The 24550-nt window shown below is 72.0% G+C and carries 24 protein-coding genes; 11 read left to right on the top strand and 13 right to left on the bottom strand.

Annotated elements, in window-relative coordinates; genetic code table 11:
• Positions 1-85 precede the first annotated feature (85 nt).
• Positions 86-595 carry an Rv3235 family protein gene (locus HGK68_RS11555; RefSeq protein WP_169166092.1) on the bottom strand — a complete coding sequence of 170 codons (510 nt, stop codon included), beginning with the start codon at positions 593-595 and terminating at the stop codon, positions 86-88.
• 610 nt (positions 596-1205) lie between these two features.
• Here HGK68_RS11555 and HGK68_RS11550 point away from each other — a divergent pair.
• Positions 1206-1667 carry a DUF6912 family protein gene (locus tag HGK68_RS11550; RefSeq protein ID WP_169166091.1) on the top strand — a complete coding sequence of 154 codons (462 nt, stop codon included), beginning with the start codon at positions 1206-1208 and terminating at the stop codon, positions 1665-1667.
• A 48-nt stretch (positions 1668-1715) separates the two neighbouring features.
• A complete protein-coding gene (locus HGK68_RS11545) occupies positions 1716-2513 on the top strand; it encodes an inositol monophosphatase family protein (protein ID WP_169166090.1) in 798 nt (265 codons plus the stop codon).
• Here the strand turns inward: HGK68_RS11545 and rsgA are convergent, their stop codons facing one another.
• From rsgA to HGK68_RS11530, 3 genes are read right to left on the bottom strand one after another with little or no spacing between them, the layout of a single operon-like run.
• A complete protein-coding gene (gene rsgA / locus HGK68_RS11540) occupies positions 2514-3551 on the bottom strand; it encodes a ribosome small subunit-dependent GTPase A (protein WP_169166089.1) in 1038 nt (345 codons plus the stop codon). It lies immediately after the preceding gene.
• 5 nt (positions 3552-3556) lie between these two features.
• On the bottom strand, positions 3557-4873 hold the full coding sequence (aroA, locus tag HGK68_RS11535; RefSeq protein WP_169166088.1) for a 3-phosphoshikimate 1-carboxyvinyltransferase: 1317 nt from the start codon (positions 4871-4873) through the stop codon (positions 3557-3559).
• 24 nt (positions 4874-4897) lie between these two features.
• Positions 4898-5395, bottom strand: a complete 498-nt coding sequence (locus HGK68_RS11530; RefSeq protein WP_169166087.1) for a DoxX family membrane protein — start codon at positions 5393-5395, stop codon at positions 4898-4900.
• Between the two features lie 99 nt (positions 5396-5494).
• Here HGK68_RS11530 and HGK68_RS11525 point away from each other — a divergent pair, with 99 nt between their 5' ends.
• Entirely contained in the window at positions 5495-6220 is a 726-nt protein-coding gene (locus tag HGK68_RS11525; RefSeq protein ID WP_425483678.1) for a sigma-70 family RNA polymerase sigma factor, read from the top strand.
• The gene (gene rsrA, locus HGK68_RS11520; protein ID WP_169166085.1) at positions 6217-6501 is read left to right on the top strand and encodes a mycothiol system anti-sigma-R factor; all 285 of its coding nucleotides are present in this window, start codon (positions 6217-6219) and stop codon (positions 6499-6501) included. The genes HGK68_RS11525 and rsrA overlap by 4 nt, the downstream gene beginning before the upstream one ends.
• Positions 6502-6567: 66 nt before the next feature.
• On the opposite strand, the gene HGK68_RS16365 is transcribed toward rsrA, so the two are convergent.
• The gene (locus tag HGK68_RS16365; RefSeq protein ID WP_123371254.1) at positions 6568-6642 is read right to left on the bottom strand and encodes a 50S ribosomal protein bL37; all 75 of its coding nucleotides are present in this window, start codon (positions 6640-6642) and stop codon (positions 6568-6570) included.
• 129 nt (positions 6643-6771) lie between these two features.
• On the opposite strand from HGK68_RS16365, the gene HGK68_RS11515 reads away from it, so the two are divergent.
• Positions 6772-7860 (top strand): type IV pilus twitching motility protein PilT, encoded by a 1089-nt coding sequence (locus HGK68_RS11515; protein WP_206155742.1) that lies wholly within the window; start codon positions 6772-6774, stop codon positions 7858-7860.
• 63 nt (positions 7861-7923) lie between these two features.
• Here HGK68_RS11515 and HGK68_RS11510 read toward each other — a convergent pair whose 3' ends face one another.
• The 3 genes from HGK68_RS11510 to HGK68_RS11500 all read right to left on the bottom strand — a co-directional run bounded on the left by HGK68_RS11510 (position 7924) and on the right by HGK68_RS11500 (position 13883).
• A complete protein-coding gene (locus HGK68_RS11510) occupies positions 7924-8568 on the bottom strand; it encodes a GDSL-type esterase/lipase family protein (protein ID WP_169166084.1) in 645 nt (214 codons plus the stop codon).
• A gap of 145 nt (positions 8569-8713) precedes the next feature.
• A complete protein-coding gene (locus tag HGK68_RS11505) occupies positions 8714-12466 on the bottom strand; it encodes a multifunctional oxoglutarate decarboxylase/oxoglutarate dehydrogenase thiamine pyrophosphate-binding subunit/dihydrolipoyllysine-residue succinyltransferase subunit (protein WP_425483648.1) in 3753 nt (1250 codons plus the stop codon).
• Positions 12467-12665: 199 nt separating this feature from the next.
• Positions 12666-13883, bottom strand: a complete 1218-nt coding sequence (locus tag HGK68_RS11500) for a multidrug effflux MFS transporter (protein ID WP_169166082.1) — start codon at positions 13881-13883, stop codon at positions 12666-12668.
• A 47-nt stretch (positions 13884-13930) separates the two neighbouring features.
• Between HGK68_RS11500 and HGK68_RS11495 the strand changes: the two genes are divergently transcribed.
• The gene (locus HGK68_RS11495; RefSeq protein WP_169166081.1) at positions 13931-14371 is read left to right on the top strand and encodes a MarR family winged helix-turn-helix transcriptional regulator; all 441 of its coding nucleotides are present in this window, start codon (positions 13931-13933) and stop codon (positions 14369-14371) included.
• Here the strand turns inward: HGK68_RS11495 and HGK68_RS11490 are convergent.
• The 4 genes from HGK68_RS11490 to HGK68_RS11475 are packed head-to-tail and all read right to left on the bottom strand — an operon-like array spanning position 14364 to position 18024.
• Positions 14364-15173, bottom strand: coding sequence for an ABC transporter permease (locus HGK68_RS11490; RefSeq protein WP_169166080.1), 810 nt, complete (start codon positions 15171-15173; stop codon positions 14364-14366). The genes HGK68_RS11495 and HGK68_RS11490 overlap by 8 nt on opposite strands.
• Positions 15170-16087 (bottom strand): ABC transporter ATP-binding protein, encoded by a 918-nt coding sequence (locus tag HGK68_RS11485; RefSeq protein ID WP_169166079.1) that lies wholly within the window; start codon positions 16085-16087, stop codon positions 15170-15172. Before HGK68_RS11485 ends, HGK68_RS11490 begins: the two co-directional genes overlap by 4 nt.
• Positions 16088-16128: 41 nt before the next feature.
• A complete protein-coding gene (locus tag HGK68_RS11480; protein WP_246260315.1) occupies positions 16129-17250 on the bottom strand; it encodes a sensor histidine kinase in 1122 nt (373 codons plus the stop codon).
• 3 nt (positions 17251-17253) lie between these two features.
• Entirely contained in the window at positions 17254-18024 is a 771-nt protein-coding gene (locus HGK68_RS11475) for a response regulator transcription factor (RefSeq protein ID WP_169166078.1), read from the bottom strand.
• A 130-nt stretch (positions 18025-18154) separates the two neighbouring features.
• On the opposite strand from HGK68_RS11475, the gene HGK68_RS11470 reads away from it, so the two are divergent.
• The 3 genes from HGK68_RS11470 to HGK68_RS11460 all read left to right on the top strand — a co-directional run bounded on the left by HGK68_RS11470 (position 18155) and on the right by HGK68_RS11460 (position 21581).
• Positions 18155-19465 carry a hemolysin family protein gene (locus HGK68_RS11470; protein WP_169166077.1) on the top strand — a complete coding sequence of 437 codons (1311 nt, stop codon included), beginning with the start codon at positions 18155-18157 and terminating at the stop codon, positions 19463-19465.
• Positions 19462-20532: a hemolysin family protein gene (locus HGK68_RS11465; RefSeq protein ID WP_169166076.1), complete on the top strand. Its 1071-nt coding sequence runs from the start codon at positions 19462-19464 to the stop codon at positions 20530-20532. Before HGK68_RS11470 ends, HGK68_RS11465 begins: the two co-directional genes overlap by 4 nt.
• Positions 20533-20711: 179 nt before the next feature.
• Positions 20712-21581 (top strand): M15 family metallopeptidase, encoded by an 870-nt coding sequence (locus HGK68_RS11460; protein WP_246260313.1) that lies wholly within the window; start codon positions 20712-20714, stop codon positions 21579-21581.
• 52 nt (positions 21582-21633) lie between these two features.
• Here HGK68_RS11460 and HGK68_RS11455 read toward each other — a convergent pair whose 3' ends face one another.
• Positions 21634-22545: an aldose 1-epimerase family protein gene (locus HGK68_RS11455; protein WP_169166075.1), complete on the bottom strand. Its 912-nt coding sequence runs from the start codon at positions 22543-22545 to the stop codon at positions 21634-21636.
• 55 nt (positions 22546-22600) lie between these two features.
• On the opposite strand from HGK68_RS11455, the gene prfB reads away from it, so the two are divergent.
• Together prfB and ftsE are read left to right on the top strand one after the other, a co-directional pair.
• Positions 22601-23716, top strand: coding sequence for a peptide chain release factor 2 (prfB, locus tag HGK68_RS11450; protein WP_169166074.1), 1116 nt, complete (start codon positions 22601-22603; stop codon positions 23714-23716).
• Between the two features lie 143 nt (positions 23717-23859).
• Entirely contained in the window at positions 23860-24549 is a 690-nt protein-coding gene (gene ftsE / locus HGK68_RS11445; RefSeq protein WP_168629714.1) for a cell division ATP-binding protein FtsE, read from the top strand.
• Position 24550 lies beyond the last annotated feature (1 nt).

Genomic DNA, 24550 nt, shown 5'->3' with positions numbered 1-24550 from the left:
GGGGTGCCGGCCGTCGGCGTCTCCGCCACGCCCGGTCCCGCGGCCACCCGCAGGACAGCCCGCTGCTCCCACGGCGTCGGCTCGCTCAGCCCACGACCAGTGCCTCCGCCCGCCAGAACCCGTGGGCGTCCACCATCCGCATCGCCACCGCGTGCACCCGGTCGGCATAGGCCAACACCACGGACGCCTCGACCACGCGGTCGTCGACCGGCATCGCCCGCACCCGCCGCACCTTCGGCCGCCCCCTGCCGGGTGCCGGGCGGGACAGCAGCGCATCCGTCCCGGTGCCGTCCTCGGCGAGCGCCAGCCGTCGTCGCTGGTCGAGGTCCTCGTAGATCCCGGGCGTCACCCATCGCGCGAGCTGCGCCAGGGCTCGTGCCCCGGAGATGACCTCCAGCGCGGCGGTCGCCAGCATCGAACAGGCGATCACGGGATCCAGGGTCGCGAGTGGACGGTCCCGTTCGCTGCCGAGCCCGGACTCGTCGCGCACACCCGGAGCGAACAGCGGCACGACCTGATGGTGGTAGGCCGCGATCACCCCGCCGCCCCATCGTTCGACCCGCGGCACCACCGTCCCGCGGACCGGGTCCTGCACCCGGGGTGTCCGCGCCGGGTCGGTGTGCTGCCCGGCGTCCGGGTGGTGTCGAACACCGGCGTCCGCGCGCCGCGATCCCTGTCCTGGCCCCGGCCTCGGTGCTCGCCCGGGCCGGGGCCCTGGTTCCGCCTCCGCGTCCGACCGGGGGTGCCGCGTTCGGGTGCGTCCGGTCATCGGCAGCAGCGGTGGCAGCGGTCGCCGGGTCGTCGGGGGCGCATCGGGCACCATCCGGAGCTCGACGCCGTTCGACCGGGTGTCCGATGGTCGCGTCGCCGCCGGTGCGGCCTCGACCGGCCCACCGTCCCGGGGTGCGTCGGGCCGGTCCTGTGCCGGGCCGCTCGGCCTCGGCACACCGACCGAGGGCCGATCCAGCTCGCGTTCGAGCAGGGCCCACCGGGTCGCCGCGTCGCCCGCCGGCATCCCGTCGGACCTGGTCGCCGTCATCGTCGTCATCGTGTTCCCCTTGCCACGCTCCGCTGATCTGGTCAGTTCTAGACCCAGCTGAGCGCCCTTCCGCGGGCTCGTGCGTCATCCGGGCCAGATTGGAGTGGTGATCGAGGTCAGGTACCGGGTGTACGCGGGATCGTTGAGGGCACGGCACACTGGACCCGTGCGCCTCTACCTGCCTGCCACCCTGGACGATCTCCGCGATGGGGTCCTGACCCTGGACGTGCCACGCCGTGCGCACGCCGTCACCCCGGCGCTGACCACGCTGCTGCCGGACGAGGACGAGGAGGGGGTGGAGTTCGCGGCGCAGCTGATGGCCGCCGACGATGCCCTGGTGCTGCTGGCCGGCACGCCGTCCGCCCCGACGCTGCGCCTGGTGGTGACGGTCGAGGTCGCCGACGATCTGGTCGACGTCACCCCGCCCGCCGAGGACGAGCCGGTCAGCCTGGTCACCCTCACCGGGCCGGTCCGCCCGGACGAGGTGATCTGCGTGCACGTGGACGAACCGGAGGCCGCCCCCCAGGTGGCGCGGGCACTGGACGGCGACGACGACGCGCTGGAGGACATCGCCGAGCGCGACCTGCTCTGGTACGACGTCTCGGAGATCGCGCGGATCCCGCGCTAGAGCCGGGCACGGCCCCGGCCGGGCCGTCCGCCCCGGTAGGTTGACGGCATGACCCGGTACGACGACGACCTCCGCCTCGCCCACGTGATCGCCGATCAGGTGGACGCGCTGACCATGTCGCGGTTCAAGGCGCTGGACCTGCGGGTCGAGACCAAGCCGGACCTGACCCCGGTCTCGGACGCCGACCGCGCCGCCGAGGAGCTGATCCGAGCTCAGCTGTCCCGTACCCGCCCGCGCGACGCCGTGCACGGCGAGGAGCTCCCCGACACCGGCCACGGCCCGCGGGTGTGGGTGGTCGACCCGATCGACGGGACCAAGAACTTCGTCCGCGGCGTGCCGGTGTGGGCCACCCTGATCGCGTTGCTGGACGGCGATCAGGTGGTGATGGGCCTGGTCAGCGCTCCGGCCCTCAACCGTCGCTGGTGGGCGGCCGTGGGCACCGGGGCCTGGACCGGCCGGTCGCTGGCGGCGGCGACCCGGATGCAGGTGTCGAAGGTGCAGCGGATCCGCGACGCCTCGTTCTCCTACTCCAGCCTGACCGGGTGGGAGGAGGACGGTCGTCTGGACGGCTTCCTCGACCTGAGCCGCAACGTGTGGCGGACCCGCGCCTACGGGGACTTCTGGTCGCACGTCCTGGTCGCCGAGGGCGCGGTCGACCTCTCAGCCGAGCCGGAGCTGGCCCTGCACGACATGGCGGCCCTGGTGCCGATCGTCACCGAGGCCGGTGGGCGTTTCACCTCGATCACCGGTCAGGACGGTCCGTTCGGCGGGTCGGCCCTGGTGTCGAACGGTCATCTGCACAACGCCGCCCTGCAGTACCTCGACCCGCTGAACCCCGACCACTGATCAGTCGGCCGTGCGGCTGACCAGCAGCCGTCGGAACGAGTCCAGCCGGTCGGCCCGCGACTGCCGCAGCTCGCTGCCCTCGGCGGCCTCGGCCACCCACTCGTCCAGCGCGCAGTCCGGGCTGTCCGCCAGATGGGTGCAGCCGCGCGGACACTCCGCGGCCACCTCCGCCAGGTCGGCGAAGGCGCCGATCAACCGGTCCGGTTCGACGTGCGCCAGGCCGAAGGACCGCACCCCGGGGGTGTCGATCACCCAGGTGCCCGGTGCCGCGTCCGGGACCCGCAGGGCGACCGCACTGGTGGAGGTGTGGCGGCCGCGTCCGGTGACGTCGTTCACCCGGCCGGTCGCTCGCTGCGCCTGGGGCACCAGGGCGTTGACCAGGGTCGACTTGCCCACGCCCGAGTGCCCGACCAGCACCGAGGTGCGACCGTCCAGAGCCGACCGCAGCTCGTCCAGCCCGTCGATCCCGGCCTCGGTGACCTGGGTGACCACCACCCGGACCCCGATCGGTTCGTAGAGTTCACGCAGGGTGGCCGGGTCGGCCAGGTCGGCCTTGGTCAGCGCCAGCAGGGCGTCCATCCCGGCGTCGTAGGCGGCCACCACACAGCGGTCGATCATCCGGGTCCGCGGCTCCGGGTCGGCCAGGGCGGTCACGATCACCAGTTGATGCGCGTTGGCGACGATGATCCGCTCGAAGGGGTCGGTGTCGTCGGCGGTGCGACGCAGCACGGTGCTGCGCTCGGCGATCCGGACGATCCGGGACAGTGACCCCTCGGCACCCGAGGTGTCGCCCACCAGGTCGACCTGGTCACCGGGCACCACGCGGTCCCGGCCCAGCTCGCGGGCCTTCATCGCGGTCGCGATCCGCTCACCGGGGCCGTCCGGGTCCACCAGCACGGTGTACCGGCCGCGGTCGACCCCGGTGACCAGCGCGCGCTCGGCGTCGGCGTGCTCCGGGCGGGTCTTCGTCCGCGGCCGGGTGCCCTTGCGGCTGGGCCGGACCCGGATGTCCCGCTCGTCGTACTCGCGCCGTGCCACGTCGCTCAGCTCCGGGCCAGCATCGAGGTCCACAGCCCGGCGAAGTCCGGGATCGTCTTGCCGGTGGTGGCGATGTCCTCGACCTCGACCCCGGGGGTCACCAGGCCGATCAGTGCGCCGAAGGTCGCCATCCGGTGATCGGCGTAGGACCGCACCACGGCGGGACGCAGCGGGGCGGGGTCGATGATCAGCCCGTCGGACGTCTCCTCGGCCAGCGCCCCGAGCCGGCGGATCTCGGTGCACAGGGCCGCCAGCCGGTCGGTCTCGTGACCGCGCAGATGGGCGATCCCGCGCAGCACGGTGCGACCCTCGGCCAGCGCGGCCACCGCGGCGATGGTCGGGGCGATCTCACCGGCGGCGCTCAGGTCCAGGTCGATCCCGATCGGCCGGCCGGTGCCGGTGACGCTCAGCACGTCACCGTCCAGCGACCAGGTGGCACCCATCCGTTCCAGGATCCCGGGCAGCAGGCCACCGGGCTGCGTGGTGTGCGCGGGCCAGCCGGGTACCCGCACCGTGCCGCCGGCCACCACCGCCGCGCAGAGGAACGGCGCCGCGTTGGACAGGTCCGGCTCCACCCGGACGTCGCGGGCGGCGATCGGCCCGGGGGATACCCGCCAGGTGCCACGCACCGAGTCGTCCACCTCCACCCCGGCGTCCCGCAGCGCGGCCACGGTCATGTCGATGTGCGGCAGGCTCGGCAGGGTGGCACCGACATGCGTGACGGTCAGCCCCTCGGGGAACCGGGCACCGGTGAGCAGCAGGCCGGAGACGAACTGCGAGGACCCGGAGGCATCCACCCGCACCGCCCCACCCCGCACCGACGGTCCGCCGGTCACGCGGAACGGCAGGAAGCCGGGCTCGCCCTCCTCGACCACCGCGGCACCGATGTCCCGCAGTGCCGCGAGCACCGGACCCATCGGCCGCACCCGGGCGTGCGGGTCCCCGTCGAAGGACACCGGACTGTCGGCCAGGGCGGCGACGGCGGGCAGAAAGCGCATCACGGTGCCCGCCAGCCCGCAGTCGATCCGGCCGCCGCCGCGGACCGGCCCCGGGGTCACCAGCCAGTCGGTGCCCTCATCCCGCACCGCGATGCCGAGCTCCCGTAGGGCGGCCACCATCAGCAGGCTGTCCCGGGAGCGCAGCGGTGACCGCAACCGTCCCGGACCGTCGGCCAGGGCCGCCAGCACCAGATAGCGGTTGGTCAGCGACTTGGACCCGGGCACCTCGACCGTGGCGTCCAGCGGGCCGGAGACCGGCGGCGCCGACCAGAGCGGCAGCGTGCCGTCGTACTCGGGGGACGGGAGGATCGCGGTGCCGGTCATGGGGCTCAGGCTATCGGCCCGCCCTCAGTCGCGATGCAGCGCCTCACGTGCCTGGGCGGTCTTCGCGGCGGCCGCACGGACGGCCTTGGCGTGCTCCACCCGCCAGCGCACACTCGGCTTGCCGTGCGTGTCGGCGGCCACGATCAGCGCACCACCGGTCAGCGCGAGCGGCCGCAGCAGCCGCTGCCGCCGCTCGCGCTTCGGCCCGCTGTGCTCCTTGTCGAGTGCCAGCTCCGCGAAGGCGAGCGGCAGGGTCAGCAGGGCGAGGGCGGTGCCGGCCAACCGGGGCAGCTTGCCCAGCGCCAGCAGGCCACCGGCCACCGCGGTGGCGGCACCGTGTGCGCGGATGACCGAGGTGAGCGTGCGCTCGTCCAGGTCGAGGTCGGCGGAGACCTTGGCGTCCAGGCGCCCCAGCGCGGTGCGGGCGGTGGTGACATGGCCCTCGGGGTGGCGCAGGGCGTCGACGCCCTCGGCCACGAACCAGGACGCGAACAGCGGGCGGGCGATGCGACGCAGCAGCATGGGGGTCCTCCTCGACTCGGACGACTCGGGTGCGAGGCGTCCATCTCCCACGCTAGACCGGGAATGCATCGACGTGCCCGTCATGTTGTGCCCGACATGATGACGACGACCCTGGAGCGACCCCGGTCGGGGGCACGAGTGCTCACGAGCACCCGGACGCGACTAGGCTCGGCCTCGATGAGCGAGGACACCACACGTGCGCCCGAGTCGGAGGACACGGCAGCGCGCAGCGAGCGGTTCGAAGCCGAGGCACTGGTCTACCTGGACCAGCTGTACGGCGCCGCGCTGCGCATGACCCGGAACCCCTCCGACGCCGAGGATCTGGTGCAGGAGACGTTCGCCAAGGCGTTCGCCGCCTTCCACCAGTACCGGCCGGGCACGAACCTCAAGGCCTGGCTGTACCGGATCCTGACGAACACCTTCATCAACACGTACCGCAAGAAGCAGCGTCAGCCGCAGCAGTCGCAGACCGACGACATCGAGGACTGGCAGATCGCGCGGGCCGCGTCGCACACCTCGGCGGGCCTGCGCTCGGCCGAGGCGGAGGCGCTGGACCACCTGCCGGACTCCGATGTGAAGGACGCGCTGGCGCGGCTGCCGGAGGACTTCCGGATGGCGGTGTACCTCGCGGACGTCGAGGGCTTCGCCTACAAGGAGATCGCGGAGATCATGGGGACGCCGATCGGGACCGTGATGTCCCGTCTGCACCGTGGTCGCGGCCAGTTGCGCGAGATGCTCGCCGACTACGCCCGGGACCGCGGGCTGGTCGGTGCCGGGGACGATGCGTCGGAGAGCGGCGCTGCTGGATCGAGGAGGGGACGATGAGCGGCGAGGACGCGGCCAAGGACGCCGGGGCCTGCGCGGGGCCGGACTGCGACGAGAAGGTGGACCGTCTGTTCGCCTACCTCGATCGGGAGCTGGCGACCGCCGACGCCGACGAGGTGCGCCACCACATCGAGGAGTGCCGACCGTGCCTGGACGAGGTGGCGGTCGACCAGGTGCTCAAGGACCTGGTCAAGCGCTGCTGCCAGGAGGAGGCGCCCAGCGACCTGCGCCTGCGGATCCGTGCGCAGTTGACCACGGTCCGGGTGGAGCCCGCGAACTGATCCGCTGACGAACGACGAAGGGCCCGGTGCTGATGCACCGGGCCCTCGTACGTTGTTCGGCAGCGCTCAGGCGTTGGGGCGCTTGCCGTGGTTCGCGGAGCTCCCCGCACGGGAACGACGCTTGCGACCACGCTTGCTCATCGGAATCTCCTTGGCTCCTGGCGCTGGCGCGCCGGTTGTCACCCGATATCGTCCCACATCCCTCGGGTGCTCCGCGTCATGCGCGGTCTGGGGCTCATCCTTCGTGCCCGGGTGACCGATAGGACCTGTGTGAGCGATCAGCCCCAGTCCGTCGTCCCCCTGCTGCACGCCCTGGTCCAGGCGGGTGGTTCCGACCTGCACGTCAAGGTCGGCTCCGAGCCGCGCGTCCGGGTGGACGGCCGGCTGCGCCGGTTGCAGGTGCCCTCGCTGAGCCCCAAGGACACCGCCTTCATGCTGGAGGAGGTGCTGCCGGACGACCTGATGCCGACCTTCGCCGACCACCACGAGGCCGACTTCGCGTTCTCTCTGTCCGGGGTGGGACGGTTCCGGGTCAACGCCTACCAGGCGCGCGGCACGTTCGGCATGGTCTTCCGTCTGGTCGGGGTGGGCGCGCAGTCGTTGCAGGAGCTCGGCCTGCCGGAGATCGTCGGCGAGCTGGCCCTGGAGCCGCGCGGTCTGGTGCTGGTCACCGGCCCGACCGGCTCCGGCAAGACGACCACGCTGGCGTCGATGATCGACCTGATCAACACGGTGCGCGAGGCCAACATCGTCACCATCGAGGACCCGATCGAGGTGCTGCACTCCGATAAGCGCAGCATCGTCTCCCAGCGCGAGATCCGGCAGGACACCGCCGACTTCACCGTCGCGCTGCGGGCCGCGATGCGCCAGGACCCGGACGTGATCCTGGTCGGTGAGATGCGTGACGTGGAGACCGTGCGCGCGGCGTTGTCCGCGGCGGAGACCGGTCACCTGGTGCTGAGCACGCTGCACACCATCGACGCGGCCGAGTCGGTGAACCGGATCGTCGACTTCTTCCCGCCGCACGAGCAGCAGCAGATCCGGGTGGCGCTGTCCCAGTCCCTGCGGGGGATCGTGTCGCAGCGTCTGGCCCGCCGCGCCCACTCCGGTGGCCGGATCGCCGTCATCGAGGTGCTGGTGAACACCGGGCGCACCGCCGAGGCGATCGTCGACCCGACCAGCACCGAGCCGCTGGCCGACCTGATCCGCGGCGGCGAGTACTACAAGATGCAGACTTTCGACCAGCATCTGGTCCAGCTGTTCGCCGACGGGATCGTCGACTACGAGGAAGCGTGCGCCGCCGCCTCGAACCCGCAGGACCTCACCGTCGAGCTGCGCGCCGCCGGGCTGCTGTCCTGATTCGACGGCCCGGTCGCGCGATAGCGCTGGCGGGGGCCATCGGCGGGGTCCAGGGTCGGCGGGTCAGCCGAGGTCCTCGGGGAGGCCGAGCCAGGTGTTCCAGTGGTTGTGGAGGACCAACCACGCGATGAGGCCGTAACCGGCCTGGCCGGGCAGCGACCCGTCACCGGCGGCGAGGTCGGCCAGCCACTGTTCGTGCGCCGCGAGCGGGGTGTAGGTGTCGACGTAGGGCACCCGGCGGCGACCGGCGACGTCGGCGAAGGCGGCCGACAGATCCGCCAGGGCCGTGCCGTCCACCCCGCCGCCCGGGGGCGGGCCCACCACGAAGGCGGACACCCGGCGCTGGTCGGCGGCGTCCAGGATGTTGGCCAGGTTGAGTCGGCTGCGGGCCAGGGACACCCGTTGGGTCAGGTCGGTGCGGCCGAGGGCGATCACCAGACGGTTGTCGGCCTCGGGGGACAGGCGCCGGTCGACCTCCTGCTCCCAGCGCGCGGCGAGCTCACTGGTGCTCTCGCCCGGCACGGCCAGGGTCAGCACGGTGGGCGGTTGTGGGGCTGTCGTCCGGGCGACCACGCGGCCCACCCAGCCCAGTGCCCGCGGATCTCCGGACCCGGCGGCCAGCTCGTCGCCGATCACCAGGAGGCGCAGCGGCTGCTCACCCACAGTTCCCACCCTTCGTGTCACACGCGGACCCCGCGCGGTGCCCATCCTCGCCCACGCGTGGCGATTCGGGCGATTCCGACGCGCGACCCCGGGGTGGATCCGGGCCGGACCGGGCCGGACCGGGCCGGACCGGGCCGGACCGAGCGGCGGGGGTGCGGACGGTTCGTCCCCACCCCCGCCGCTGCCCGGGTCAGCGGGCGAACGCCTCCGCGAGGAGCTCGGCCTGCTCGGCCTGGTGGGCCTTGGCGGTACCGGCGGCGGTGGACGCGGAGGCCGGACGGCTGACCGCCCGCACCGGTGCGCCGACCAGCTGCGGCAGCGCCAGGGACAGGTAGCCCCAGGCACCCTGGTTGCGCGGCTCGTCCTGCACCCAGACCAGCTCGGCCCCGTCGAAGGGCGCGAGCGCTGCCCGCATCGACTCCACGTCCAGCGGGTAGAGCTGCTCCACCCGGAGGATCGCGGTGCGGTGGTCGCCGAGCTTCTCCCGCTGGGCGACCAGATCCCAGTAGATCTTGCCGGAGCAGAGCAGCACGCGGTCCACGGCCTCGGCCTGTGCCTGCTCGTCGCCGATCACCGGGCGGAACGTGCCGGAGGTGAAGTCGGCGATCGGCGAGGCCGCCTCCTTGCGCCGGAGCATCGACTTGGGGGTGAACACCACCAGGGGTCGACGGGGCCGGGCGTAGGCCTGGCGGCGCAGCAGGTGGAAGTACGACGCGGGCGTGGTCGGCTGGGCGACCACCATGTTGCCCTCGGCGCACAGCTGGAGGAACCGCTCGATCCGGGCGGAGGAGTGGTCCGGCCCCTGGCCCTCGTACCCGTGCGGCAGCAGCAGGACGACGCTGGAGTGCTGGCCCCACTTCTGCTCCGCCGAGCTGATGAACTCGTCGATCACGGTCTGGGCCCCGTTGACGAAGTCGCCGAACTGGGCCTCCCAGAGCACCAGCGCGTCCGGCCGCTCGACGGAGTAGCCGTACTCGAAGCCCAGCGCCGCGTACTCGGACAGCGAGGAGTCGTACACCCAGAACTTCGCCTGGTCGCCGGAGAGGTACAGCAGCGGGGTCCACTCGGCACCCGTGTTGCGGTCGTGCAGCACGGCGTGTCGCTGGACGAAGGTGCCACGCCGCGAGTCCTGCCCCGCGAGTCGCACCGGGGTGCCCTCGATCAGCAGGGACCCGAAGGCCAGCAGCTCGCCGAAGCCCCAGTCCACACCGCCCTCGCGGGACATCTGCTCCCGCTTGGCCAGCAACTGGGCCAGCTTCGGGTGCACGGTGAAGCCCTCCGGGGCGCGCACATGCGCGGCGCCGATCCGTTCCAGCGCCTTGGCGGACACCGCCGTCTGCCAGCCGATGATGACCCCGGCGTCCTCGCGCTGGGACTCCGGGCGTTCCAGCCCGGCGACCGGCTCGGCGTCGGCGGGCGGGGGAGTCCAGCCGTCCTCGCGCGTCTCGGCGAAGACCCGCTCCAGCTGTGCCTGGTAGTCGCGCAGCACGTGCTCCGCCTCTTCCAGGGTGATGTCCCCGCGGGCGACCAGCGACTCGGTGTAGAGCTTGCGCACCGAGCGCTTGGCCTCGATCAGGTTGTACATCAGCGGCTGGGTCATCGAGGGGTCGTCGCCCTCGTTGTGGCCGCGACGCCGGTAGCAGACCAGGTCGATGATGACGTCCCGGTCGAACTGCTCGCGGTACTCGAACGCCAGCTCGGCGGCGCGGACGCAGGCCTCCGGGTCGTCGCCGTTGACGTGGAAGATCGGCACCTGCAGACCTTTGGCCACGTCGGTGGCGTACTGGGAGGACCGCGAGCTGCTCGGCCCGGTGGTGAAGCCGACCTGGTTGTTGATGATGACGTGCACGGTGCCGCCGGTGCGGTAGCCGCGCAGCTGGGACAGGTTCAGGGTCTCGAAGACCACGCCCTGCCCGGCGAAGGCCGCGTCGCCGTGGATCAGGATCGGCAGCACGGAGAAGCCGTCGCCGCCGAGGTCGATCCGGTCCTGCTTGGCCCGGACGATGCCCTCCAGCACCGGGTCGACCGCCTCCAGGTGGGAGGGGTTCGCGGCGAGGTACACCCGGGTGGTGGCACCGGACTCGGCGGTGAAGTGACCCTCGGTGCCGAGGTGGTACTTCACGTCACCGGAGCCCTGCACCGACTTCGGGTCCTGGTTGCCCTCGAACTCGCTGAAGATCTGGCCGTAGGACTTCCCCGCGATGTTCGCCAGCACGTTCAGGCGACCACGGTGGGCCATGCCGATCGCGACCTCGTCCAGCCCGCCCTCGGCGGCCCGGGACAGGATGGCGTCCAGCAGCGGGATCAGCGACTCGCCGCCCTCCAGGGAGAACCGCTTCTGGCCGACATACTTGGTCTGCAGGAAGGTCTCGAAGGCCTCCGCGCCGTTCAGCCGGCGCAGGATGCGCAGCTGGTCCTCGCGCGGGGTGGGCGCGTAGCCGGACTCCAGTCGTTCCTGCAGCCAGCGACGCTGCCGCGGGTCCTGCAGGTGCATGTACTCGATGCCGGTGGTGCGGCAGTAGGAGTCGCGCAGCAGGGCCAGCACCTGGCGCAGGGTGGCCCGGGGCTTGCCGGTGAAGCCGCCGGTCGGGAAGGCCCGGTCCAGGTCCCAGACGCTCAGGCCGTGGTTCTGGATGTCCAGGTCCGGGTGCTTGCGCAGCCGGTAGGCCAGCGGGTCGGTGTCGGCCATCAGGTGGCCGCGCGAGCGGTAGGAGTGGATCAGCTCGGCGATCCGGGCGGGCTTGATCGCCTCGGCGTCCGGGTCGTGCCCGGCGTCGCGCACCCAGCGCATCGGCTCGTAGGGCACCCGCAGCGAGGTGAACACGCGGTCGTAGAAGCCGTCCTCGCCGAGCAGCTTGCGGGCCAGGATGCGCAGGAAGTCGCCGGAGGCGGCGCCCTGGATGATCCGGTGGTCGTAGGTGCTGGTCACGGTGAGCACCTTGGAGACGCCCATCTTGTTCAGCTGCTCGTCGCTGGTCCCGGCGAACTCGGCCGGGTAGTCCATCGCGCCGACGCCGATGATCGCGCCCTGGCCGGCCATCAGCCGCGGCACCGAGTGCACGGTGCCGATCGTGCCGGGGTTGGTCAGGGAGATCGTGGTCCCGGCGAAGTCGTCGACCCCGAGCTTGCCGCCGCGGGCGCGGCGGACCACGTCCTCGTAGGCGGACCAGAACTGGGCGAAGTCGAGGGTCTCGGCCTTCTTGATGCTCGGGACCAGGAGCTGGCGGGTGCCGTCCGGCTTCGCCAGGTCGATGGCCAGGCCCAGGTTGACGTGCGCGGGGCTCATCACACCGGGCTTGCCGTCGACCAGGGTGTAGGCGGCGTTCATCGACGGCATCTCGCCCACCGCCTCGACCAGCGCGAAGCCGATCAGGTGGGTGAAGGACACCTTGCCGCCCCGCCCGCGGGCGAGGTGGTTGTTGATGACGATCCGGTTGTCGACCAGGAGCTTGGCCGGGATGGCGCGCACCGACGTGGCGGTGGGCACCTCCAGGCTGGCCTCCATGTTGGTGACCACCCGGGCCGCGGGGCCGCGCAGGCGCTGCACCTCGTCGGTGGGCTCCGGCTCCGGCTCCGGCTGGTCGGAACGCGCCTGGGCCGCGTACGCGGCGGTGGCCGGCTGCGCGGTCGCGATCGGCGCGGTCGGCGGGTTGGACACGTCGGTCGGCTCGCTCGGCTGGGCCGGGGTGCCCGGGGACTTCGTCTCCGGCTCGGCGGTCTTCGCCTGCGGCTGCGGGTGCTTGGCCGTGGGGGTGGGGGGCTCGGACAGCTCCGGCTTCGCGGGGGTCGCCTCCTCACCGGAGCCGGTCCCGTCCGGCGGGGAGGGCCGGTAGCCCTCGAAGAACTCCCACCACGCGGGGTCGACCGCGTTCTTGTCCTGGAGGTACTGCTCGTAGAGCTCGTCCACCAGCCACGCGTTCGCGCCGAAATCGGCTCGGTTCACGTCTGGATCCGCCTGCTGGGACACGCGAGGATCGCCCACTTCCTCCGCGGTCGATCGGACCGCGTCATCGCCGGTTCTGTCCCGGCCACCATACGTGGTCCGGAGCACACTCTCCTCACCGGGCGGGTGAACGCGCCGGGCGGGTTCCGTGCCTGCTCAAGGGCACATCATCCACGAGTTGTCTTGATGTCAAGAGAGGTCAAGAACGGGTCCGGGCCAGCCCCAGGGAGCCCGCTGCGAGCAGGGCGACGACCATCATCGTGACCGCCATCGGCACGGCCGAGAATTCACCCGCCAGCCCGACCACCGGCGACACGGCGGCACCGAGGGCGAACTGCAACGCGCCCATCACCGCCGATCCGGTCCCGGCCGCACCGGATGCCTCGTCGGTGGCCAGGCCCGTGGCGTTCCCGGCGACCAGGCCGAGGCTCGCGGTGGAGGCGAACAGCAGGATCAGGGTCGGCCACAGTGGCAGGCCGAGGACCGTCGCGTCCACCACCAGCAGCACGCCGACCACCACCAGGGCGATCACACCCGTGCGCAGCAGAGCGAGCGGCCGGAACCGTCCGACCAGCTGGGCGTTCACCGCGCTGGCGACCGCGATGCCCAGGGCGTTGACCGCGAAGGCGACCGAGTACCAGCCGACCGACAGCCCGAGCACGTTCTGCAGCACGAAGGGCGAGGCGGAGATGTACGCGAACATCCCGGCGAAGCCGAACACCATCGCGCCGGTGTAGCCGAGGTAGCGGCGGTTGCTCAGCACCCGGCGGGCATCGGCGGCGGTGGTCCGCAGCCCGCCGGTGGTGCGCCGCTCGCGCGGCAGGGTCTCCGGCACCAGCGTCAGGACGCAGGCCAGCATCACGGCACTGATCGCCGTCAGCACCCAGAAGATCCCGCGCCAGCCGATCGCCTCGGACAGCGCGCCGCCGAGCAGCGGGGCGGCGACCGGGGCGATGCCCTGGATCATCATCATCAGGCCGAACAGCTTGGCGGCGGCGGCACCGCTGGCCCGGTCGGCGACGACGGCGCGAGCGAGCACGATCCCCGCCGCTCCCGCGAAGCCGTGCACGAAGCGGGCGCCGATCAGGACGCCGATGTTCGGTGCCAGTGCGCAGGCGGCACCGGCGAGGGTGAACACCGCGGTGCCGAGGATCAGCAGCCCTCGCCGTCCGCGCTGGTCGGACAGCGGGCCGATCACCAGTTGTCCGATGGCCAGCCCGATCATGAACGTGGTCAGGGTGAGTTGCACCGCCGAGGCGGTGGTGCCGAGGTCCTGGGCCATGCCGGGGAAGGCCGGCAGGTACATGTCGGTGGCGAGCGGTGCGACGGCGGTGAGGAATGCCAGCACGGTCGTGACGGCGAGCGGCAGGCCGGTGCCGAGGGGTGCGGTGCGCGGCGGCGCGGTGGTGACGGACATGGCAGCGGACTGTATATCAGTTCATAAGTAATCGGTAAGCTGGTGCCATGTCCACCGCAGCGCTGCGCCGCCTCGGGTCCGCCGTCCACGATCTGTCCTGGGCGCTCCGGCACGCCGAACCCCCCGCCGACGACGTCGAGCCCTTGCCGCCCACCGAGTTCCAGATCGTCCGCTTCCTCGATCGCCGACCCTCGTCGTCGCTGGGGGAGGTGGCCCGCGGGCTCGGGCTGCGGCAGAGCAACGCGAGCGCAGCGGTGCGGGGCCTGATCGAGCGCGGTCTGGTCCAGAAACACCCGGACGAGGCCGATCGGCGCGTCGTGCGACTGACCACCACCGCGCGCAGCGCCGGTCGTCGCGAGCCCATCGAGGCGAGCTGGGCCGAGACGTTGGCCTCCGCGCTGGCGGAACTCGACGCCGCGGACGCGCAGGCGATCCGCTCCGCCATCGGTCCGCTGGCGGCGCTGGCCGACCGGTTGACGTCTAGCTGATGTCCCGGCGGAAGGTGGTCAGTCGCCCGATCAGCGCGAACAGCACCGCGTAGCCGATCAGCACCGCCGCACCCGCCCAGCCCGGCAGCAGGTCACCGGCACCGGCCTGGCTGTAGAACGACCCGCCGCTGATCGCCTCACCGGCGGCACCGGGCAGGAACGCCGCCACACCGGAGAGCGCATCGATCTGGCCGAACAGCAGCCGGGCCAGCGGCTCGACGAACTGGGTGAACGCCAGCACCGCGACGATGGCCAGCACCTGATTTGTCAGGACGCAGCCCAGTCCGACGCCGAGCACGCACCAGACCGTCAGGGCCAGTGCCGTGCGACCGACCGATCCCAGCACCTGCGGGTCGGTCAGCATGGTCGGGTGGTCCATCACCGCCAGGACCGCCGCGCCGGTCCCGGTGGTCGCCAGGGCGCCGACCAACCCGAACAGCACGCCGAGGGGCACGCTGGCCAGCAGCTTCGCCACGATCAGCCGGGTGCGGTTCGGCTCGGCGAGCAGGGTCGGGGTGATCGTGTGGTGCCGGAACTCGCCGGTCACCGACAGCACCCCGACCAGCAGGGGGAACACGAAACCCAGGGCCGCGGCCAGGGTGTAGATGGTGATCGCGGCCGTGCTGTCGTCCATCGTCGCTGCCGGGAGGTCGGTCTCCACCCCGGAGCCGGGCGATGCCGTCAGCGCGAAGGCCATCACCGCGGCGATGAACACCATGTAGGCGAACATGGTCAGCAGCAGCACCCACCACAGCCGGGTGGTGACGAGCTTGCGGTACTCGGCCCGCAGGGTGTCGGTCATCGGGTCGCCCCCTCGGTCGATGCTGCCGGGGCCGTCAGGCCGAGGAACACGTCCTCCAGTGATGCCCCGCGATTGCTGAGTTCGTGCAGCTCGATCCCGGCCGTGAAGGCCGCATGGCCCACCGTCGCCGGGTCGACGCCGCTCAGTTCCACCGCGCCCTCGTGTCCGGCCCGGGCCGTCCAGCCCGAGCGCTCCGCCAGGGCGTGCAACCCGGCCGGGTTCGGCGTGCGCACGACGACGCGGTGTTCGGCCATCGCCACCAGCTCCGGCAACGTCGAGGCGTGCACCAGACGGCCCCGGGCGATCACCACGATGTCGTCCACCGTCTGCTGCACCTCGGACAGCACGTGGCTGGACACCAGCACCGTCCGGCCCTCGGCCGCCAGGCTGCGCAGCAGGTCCCGCAACCAGCGGATCCCCTCCGGGTCCAGCCCGTTCGCCGGCTCGTCGAGCAACAGCACGGGCGGGTCGCCCAGCAGTGTGGCCGCCAGTCCGAGTCGCTGCCGCATGCCCAGGGAGAAGCCGCCGACCCGGCGGGTCGCCGCGGTGCCCAGTCCGACCAGCTCCAGCAGCTCGTCGACCCGCGCGTCGCTCGCCCCGGCCTTCGGCGCCGACACCCGCAGGTGGTCGCGGGCGGTCCGGCCCGGATGGAAGTCGCTCGCCTCCAGGGCGGCGCCCACCGCGCGCAACGGCTGGTCGAGCTCGGCATAGCGCTGACCGCCGATGGTGGCGGTCCCCGACGTGGGGGAGACCAGGCCCAGCAGCATCCGCAGCGTGGTGGTCTTGCCCGCGCCGTTCGGGCCCAGGAAGCCGGTCACGCGGCCGGGGGCCACCGTGAAGTTCAGGTCGTCCACGGCGCGCACGGGGCCGAAGGTCTTGGTCAGGTGGCGGATCTCGATGGCCGGAGCGGTCATGCGGTCGACCGTAGCTGTTCTACTGGGGGTAGAACAAGTGCCTATCCGCTGGTCGCGGGACTCCCGCCGCTGCGCCGACTCTGCCGCCGCGACGGCAGCATCACCCGCATCGTGCAGCCCACCGGGGTGTCCGCCACCCCCACCGTCCCGCCGTGCAGGTTCACCGCCCAGCGGACGATCGACAGCCCCAGCCCGGTGCCACCGGTGGAGATCTGCCCGGTGATCGCCGGCGTGTTGCCCCGGGCGAACCGCTCGAAGACCCGCTCGCGCTGATCGGGCTGGATGCCCGGACCCTGGTCGACCACGTCGAGCCGCACCCAGCCGCCGGAGCGGTGCGCCTCCAGTCGGATCTCCGCGCCGACGGGGGAGTGCCGGACGGCGTTCTGCACCAGGTTGGCCAGGATCTGGTGCAGGCGCTCGCGGTCGGCGGGGATCACCAGGTTCTCCGGCTCGACCACCACGGGGAAGGTCAGCGCCTTGCTGGCGCCGACCAGCCGACCCTCGCTGGCGGCCTCCTCCAGGAACTCGCGTAGCGGCACATCGGTCAGGTTCAGCTCGACCGCACCGGCCTCCAGGCGGGACAGGTCGAGCAGCGTGGACACCAGGCGGCTCAGGCGCTGGGTCTGCGCGAGGGCGGCCTTCATCGTCTCCGGGTCGGGGTCGTCCACCCCATCGACGATGTTCTCCAGCGACGCCTGGAGCGCTGTCACCGGGGTGCGCAGCTCGTGCGAGACGTTGGCGACCAGTTCGCGACGGATCGTGTCGGTCTGCTCCAGCTCGTCGGCCATCCGATTGAACGCCTCGGCGAGCTGCCCGACCTCGTCCCGGGAGGTGGCCCGCACCCGGCGGGTGTAGTCACCGGCGGCCATCGACCGCACGGCCGAGGTCATCTCGCGCAGGGGAGAGGTCATGCCGCGGGCGAGCAACTGGGTGAAGACCAGGACGATCACCAGCACCACCGGGAAGGTCCGGGTGGGGCCGAGGGTGTTGTTCAGCCCGAACCAGGTGAGCAGTGCCGCCACACCGGAGGACGCGGCGACCAGCACCCCGAGCTTGATCTTGAGCGACTTGAACCGGTCCAGCGGCCGCACGTCCGGCAGCCGGGGCAGCGAGGTCGCCGCCGCGATCGGTCGCTCGCGGTCACGGCGGGGCGTGCCGGTCACCGGTCACTCATCGTCGGTGCCGGTGGCGGGCTCCAGTGCGTAGCCCACGCCGTGCACGGTGCGGATCAGGTCGGCGCCGAGCTTGCGCCGCAGCGCCTTGACGTGGGAGTCGACGGTCCGGGTGCCGGACGCGTCCACCCAGTCCCAGACCTCGGCCAGCAGACGCTCGCGGGTGAGCACGGTGCGCGGGCTGGCGGCCAGGGCCAGCAGCAGGTCGAACTCGGTCGGGGTCAGGTGCACCTCGGTGCCGGCCCGGTGCACCCGGCGCTGCGCCCGGTCGATCACCAGGTCGCCGATGGTCACCGGCGGCTCGGCACCGCTGGTGGTGCTGGCCTGTTCGGCGGCGAGGGCGGCGCGCTGCTGGCGCCGCAGCAGGGCCTTGACCCGGGCGACCAGCTCGCGCATGGAGAACGGCTTGGTCATGTAGTCGTCGGCGCCGACGCCGAGGCCGATCAGCATGTCGGTCTCGTCGTCGCGGGCGGTGAGCATCAGCACCGGAACCGGGCGGTCGGCCTGGATCCGGCGGCAGACCTCCAGGCCGTCGATGCCGGGCAGCATCACGTCCAGCACCACGGCGTCCGGGCGGATCCTGGTGGCCGCGTCCACCGCCGCGAGACCGTCGCCGACCGTCTCGACCTGGTAGCCCTCGGCCGCCAGTCGACGTGCGACGGCGGTGGCGATGGCGGGCTCGTCCTCGACGACGAGCACCGTGGCGGTGACGGCACCCGGACCGGAGGATGCCGCCGGGGACCCGGGGCGAGTGGCAAAGGTCATGGACTCAGCGTGGCACACGGGTGTGGAGGTTTTCGTATGATGCTGCGACCATGCCCAGCTCAAGTCGTGGCCGGCGTCGCGCCGGCTTCCTCAGAACTGTTCCTCCTCACGATGTGACCGGCGGTGACCGGTGCTGACCGACTGGCTGCTGATCCTCTTCGGCGTGCTGCTCACGGCGGGGACCGCCCTCTTCGTCGCCAGTGAGTTCTCCCTGGTGACCTTGGACCCCGGGGTGGTCGCCAAGGAGACCCGGGCCGATGACCGCCGGGGCAACACGGTGCTCAAGGCGCTGCGGCGACTGTCCACTGAGCTGTCCGGCGCGCAGGTCGGCATCACGCTGACCACCGTGCTGCTCGGCTACACCACCCAGCCGGCGGTGAACCGGCTGCTCGGCGGCGCGCTGACCGGCACCCTGGGGCAGGCGGCGGGCGTCGCGGTGGCCGGGGTGATCACGGTGATCCTGGTGAACGGGTTCTCGATGCTGTTCGGCGAGCTGGTCCCGAAGAACTTCGCGATCAGTCGTCCGATGGGCACCGCGCGGTTCGTCGCGCCGTTGCAGCACGGGTTCACCACCGGGCTGCGGCCGCTGATCTCCCTGTTCAACTCGTCGGCGAACGCGATCCTGCGCCGGTTCGGGGTGGAGCCGCGCGAGGAGCTGTCCGGCGCGCGCTCGCCCCAGGAGCTGGCCGCGCTGGTCAAGCGCTCGGCGCAGGTCGGCACCCTGGACGAGTCGACTGCCACCCTGCTGACCAACTCGATCGAGTTCACCGACCTGTCGGCGGTGGATGTGATGACCGACCGGCAGCGGATCGTCACCGTGGACCGCGAGGACCCGGCGACCGAGGTGATCCGGCTGGCCCGGGAGACCGGGCACTCCCGCTTCCCGGTGCTCGGCGAGGACTCGGACGACATCATCGGCCTGGTGCACCTGCGCCGGGCGATCGCGGTGCCCTACGAGCGACGCGGTGAGGTCCCGGCCGCGGCGCTGATGGTCGAGGCGCCCCGGGTGCCGGAGACCGTGCACCTCGGTCCGCTGCTGGTGGAGCTGCGCGAGCAGGGCCTGCAGATGGCCGTGGTGGTGGACGAGTACGGCGGCACCTCCGGGGTGGTCACGCTGGAGGACGTGGTCGAGGAGCTGGTGGGTGACGTCGCGGACGAGCACGACCGCCGCCGCACCGCCGCCTCCCGCCGGGCCGACGGCGCCTGGGTGGTCTCCGGGCTGCTGCGCCCGGACGAGCTGACCGAGCAGACCGGGCTGGTGGTCCCGGACGATGCCCGCTACGAGACGCTGGGTGGTCTGGTGATGGCCGAGCTGGGCCGGGTGCCGGAGGTCGGTGACACGGTCCGTCTGCCCGGGATCGAGCTCACGGTGGAGTCGATGCAGCGGCGCCGGGTGGACCGGGTCGTCGTGCTGCCGCAGGACGAGGACGTGACCGAGTGAACCCGACCGTGGCCCTGGTGCTGGCGGTGCTGTTGCTGGCCGGCAACGCGTTCTTCGTGGCCGCCGAGTTCGCGATCATCTCCGCGCGTCGCTCGGCGATCGAGCCGCTCGCGGCCGCCGGTGACCGCCGCGCGCAGACGGTGCTGTGGGCGATGGAGCACGTGTCGTTGATGCTGGCCTGCGCCCAGCTCGGCGTGACGATCTGCTCGACCACCCTCGGTGTGGTCGCCGAACCGGCGATCGCGCACCTGATCGAGGGGCCGTTGCACGCCCTCGGTGTCGGCAGCGAGTTCACGCACCCGATCGGCTTCGTGGTCGCGCTGCTGCTGGTGGTCTACCTGCACGTGGTGCTGGGCGAGATGGTGCCGAAGAACCTGTCGGTCTCCGGCCCGGATCGTGCGGTCCTGGTCTTCGGGCCGCCGCTGGTCTGGCTCGGCCGGGTGGTCAAGCCGATCATCACGGCGCTGAACTGGCTGGCGAACCACGTGCTGCGCCTGTTCCGGGTCGACCCGCGCGACGAGGTCGCCTCCGCCTTCACCGCACAGGAGGTGCAGTCCATCGTCGAGCAGTCGCAGGCGGAGGGTCTGCTGGAGGACGAGCAGGGCCTGCTGTCCGGTGCGCTGGAGTTCTCCGACCGGACCGCGGCCGAGGTGATGATCCCGCGCGACCAGCTGGTGACCGTCCCGGTGGACGTGACGCCGGAGGAGGTGGAGCGGCTGGTTGCCAAGACCGGCTTCAGCCGGTTCCCGGTGCTGGACGCCCACGGCGCCCCCACCGGCTACCTGCATGTCAAGGACGTGCTCTACGCCGACGGGGAGTCCCGCCGGTTGCCGGTGCCGGCCTGGCGGGTGCGCACCACCGCGGTGGTCGCCCCCGGGGACGAGGTCGAGGAGGCGCTCGCGGCGATGCAGCGCTCGGGGGTGCACGTGGCCCGGGTGGAGCAGACGGGTGAATCCGGTCACACCGTCGTCGTGGGTGCTGTCTTCCTCGAGGACATCCTCGAGGAGCTGGTCGGCGAGGTCAGGGACGCGATGCAGCGCGGACACCTGCGGATTCCGCCGCGCTGAGTCGGGGGCCGGGTCCTCGACATATCAGGCATCGTCCGCACCGGATCTGATCAGGGGTCTTGGAACCGAGTGCCCGCAGCCGTTATTGTTCCGTGATCGTTCCCCCGGATCCCTCCCACAGGGTCGACCTGTGTCCGGGTCACCGGGGATCCCCATGTCCGCACCACAACGGAGGTCCCGTGGCGTCGCAGATCGCGCCCGCCGACATCGCCGCACCGGCGACCCGTCGGCAGCTGCGAGAGGCGGAGCAGGCCGGCACCCGGCGCTCCCGTCGTCGCCCCACCCCCGCGGCCCCGGCCGTCGCCCAGGACAAGCCTGCGCACACCGGTCACCCGGCCGCGCGCTGGGGTGTTCGTTCCGGCGTGCTCGTCACGCTGGCGGCCGTCACGGTCGCCGTCCCGCTGACCCAGCACGAGGACCGCTCGGTCGCCGCCACCGGTGAGTCGACCGTGGACGACGCGAACCTGCCCAGCACCGTCGAGGCGCTGACCGGCACGCCGGGATCGACCCTGGTGCCGCCGTCGTCGCTGCTGTCCACCGACGCCGCCGAGGTGCGCAGCGAGGTGGCCGCCAGCCGCAGTGCCGAGCGGGAGATCCTGCCCGGCTGCTCCGGTCAGGTGGCCAACCCGAACGCGCCGAACGGACAGCTGCCCTCCGCCGACCTGTGCACCCTGTGGGACGGCGGCACCCAGCTGCGGGCCGACGCCGCCGAGGCACTGGCCGAGCTGAACGCGATGTACGTCGCGAAGTTCGGCTCGGACATGTGCCTGTCCTCCGGTTACCGGACCCTGGCGCAGCAGAGCGCGGTGAAGGCGTCCCGTGGCAGCTTCGCGGCGGCCACCGGCAAGTCCAACCACGGCTTCGGCCTGGCGGTCGACTTCTGCTCCGGTCTGACCACCGGCGTGCAGTGGGACTGGCTGAACGAGAACGCGGCCACCTTCGGCTGGGAGAACCCCGCGTGGGCCAAGCCCGGCGGCTCCGGCCCGTACGAGCGCTGGCACTGGGAGTACACCAAGGTGCAGACCGACGGGTTCTACTACGGCGAGTGACAGACGAAGGCCCCCTCCGGATCATCCGGAGGGGGCCTCGTCGTCTCCGGCCTCAGACCAGGGTCATGCCCCAGGTGACGGTGTGCGCGGCACCCGGCTCGATCCGGACCAGGCGCTCACCGGTGCGGAAGGCGTCCGCGATGCAGCTCATCGGTTCGGCGGCCACCCCGCGCCGGTTGATCGTCGGGATGCCGTTGCCGGTGCAGACCTGCCAGGTGTCCATCGACCCGTCCATCCAGACCGCCGACCCGTGGCCGTCGGGGGAGCCGAGCACGATCCAGGACAGGCCGTCGGCGTCCCGGTTCACGTCCAGGAACGCGTCGTCGAGGGCGACCCCGGCCAGCGGCTGCGGGCTGCGCCGGTCGGCGGACCCGGTCAGCGGGGCGGTGCCGGTGGGCAGCAGGCGGTCGTCGACGGTGACGATGGCGGCGGCGTCCACCCGCAGCGTGCACTCGTCGACCGTCGCGTCGCCGGGGGACAGCCACGGGTGGAAGCCGACCCCGTAGGGTGCGGGCTGGTCGCCCAGGTTGGTCGCGGTGACCTGCACGGTCAGGCCGCGGTCGGCGGTCAGGCGATAGGACGCGGTCAGTCGCAGCGGGAACGGGTACCCGGGCGTCGGCACCAGGTCGTGCTGCAAGGTCACGGCGTCGGCACCGACCTCGACGGCGGTCCAGCGCACCTGTGCGGCCAGCCCGTGCAGCGCGTTGCGCCGGTCCGGCTCGGTCAGCGGGACCTGGTGCTCGACGCCGAGCCAGGTGTACTGACCGTCCGCCAGGCGGTTGGGCCACGGGGCCAGCACGGCACCGGAGAACGCGGGCGGGATCTGCTCGGCGGGGAACGGCAGCACCACGTCCCGGCCGCCCACGGAGAACTCGCGGACGCTCGCGCCGACCTCGGCGATCACTGCCCGCTGCTCACCGAGGGTCAGGGTGTGCTGGGTCCCGGAAGGGAAGGGGATGTTCACGCTCACACGCTAGTCGGTCACCGGTGGGCGCCGTGGGACGGTAGCCTGACTCGTCGTGGCAGCCACCGACTTCCCCGCCGAGATCCGCGACCTGCGTTCCACGCTGGGCACGATCCAGGCGGTCTCCGACCCCACCGCCCTCCAGGCCAAGATCGCCCAGCTCACCGAGCAGGCGTCGGCCCCCGACCTCTGGGACGACCCCGAGGCGGCGCAGAAGGTCACCAGCGCCCTGTCCTCGACCCAGGCCGAGCTGGACCGGGTGGACAAGCTGGCGGCCCGGATCGACGACCTGGAGACCCTGGTCGAGATGGCCACCGAGGACGGTGGCGACGCCGAGACCCTGGCCGAGGCCGAGGCCGAGCTGGAGACCATCCGCAAGGACCTGGGCGAGCTCGAGGTCCGCACCCTGCTGAACGGCGAGTACGACCAGCGTGAGGCGGTCGTGACGATCCGGGCCGGTGCCGGTGGTGTGGACGCGGCGGACTTCGCCGAGATGCTGATGCGGATGTACCTGCGCTGGGCCGAGCGCCACGGGTACCCGACCTCGGTGCTGGACACCTCCTACGCCGAGGAGGCCGGGCTGAAGTCCGCGACCTTCGAGGTGAAGGCCCCCTACGCCTTCGGTCACCTGTCGGTCGAGGCCGGGACGCACCGCCTGGTGCGGATCTCGCCCTTCGACAACCAGGGCCGCCGCCAGACCTCGTTCGCCGCCGTCGAGGTCATCCCGCTGATCGAGCAGAGCGACGACAACATCGAGATCCCGGAGAACGAGATCAAGGTCGACGTGTTCCGCTCCTCGGGCCCGGGTGGTCAGTCGGTGAACACCACCGACTCCGCGGTGCGGATGACCCACATCCCGACCGGCATCGTGGTCTCGATGCAGAACGAGAAGTCGCAGATCCAGAACCGGGCCGCCGCGCTCCGCGTGCTGCAGTCCCGCCTGCTCCTGGTCCGCAAGGCCGAGGAGGACGCGAAGAAGAAGGAACTGGCCGGCGACATCAAGGCGTCCTGGGGCGACCAGATGCGCTCCTACGTGCTGCACCCGTACCAGATGGTCAAGGACCTGCGCACCGAGCACGAGGTCGGCAACACCGCCTCGGTGTTCGACGGTGACATCGACGGCTTCATCGAGGCCGGCATCCGCTGGCGCCGGTCCGCCTCGATCGACTGACAAACCGCGCATACCGGGCGGGGTGCCCCGCTTCACAGCGAGCGGGCGGCGTGTCACGGTCGGGTCACGGCACCGGGCTGCGTACCGTGCCCGAAGGCCAGGCGCACGACCCTCCCGTCCCCGACAGCTGGCCCGCCACGCTTGTGATCAGATTCGAGAACGTCACCAAGGTCTACGCCCGGGGCGCACGTCCCGCGCTGGACCAGATCTCCCTCGAGGTGGAGCGCGGGGAGTTCGTCTTCCTGGTCGGTGCCTCCGGCTCCGGGAAGTCGACCTTCCTGCGGCTCGTGCTGCGTGAGGAACGGCCGACCGGCGGCAAGGTCTTCGTCGCGGGCAAGGACCTGACCACGCTGTCGAACTGGAAGGTGCCGCAGCTGCGCCGCCAGATCGGTGCGGTGTTCCAGGACTTCCGGCTGCTGCACAACAAGACGGTGTTCGAGAACGTCGCCTTCGCGCTGCAGGTGATCGGCAAGCCCCGGCACCACATCCTGTCCACCGTGCCGGACGTGCTGGAGATGGTCGGGCTGGCGGGCAAGGAGAAGCGTCGTCCGCACGAGCTGTCCGGTGGTGAGCAGCAGCGGGTGGCGATCGCCCGCGCGTTCGTGAACCGCCCGGCGATCCTGCTGGCGGACGAGCCGACCGGAAACCTGGACCCGACGACCTCGCTGGGCATCATGCGGCTGCTCGACCGGATCAACCGGACCGGCACCACGGTGCTGATGGCCACCCACGACGACGAGATCGTGGACCAGATGCGCAAGCGCGTGATCGAGCTGTCCGGCGGTGAGCTGGTCCGCGACCAGTCCCGCGGCGTCTACGGCTCGGACCGGTGAG

Origin of the sequence: Cellulomonas taurus, from assembly GCF_012931845.1 — a bacterium.
Taxonomy (GTDB): domain Bacteria; phylum Actinomycetota; class Actinomycetes; order Actinomycetales; family Cellulomonadaceae; genus Cellulomonas; species Cellulomonas taurus.
The sequence above is the reverse complement of the archived record's forward strand: the minus strand, read 5'-3'. Positions and strand labels throughout refer to the sequence as shown.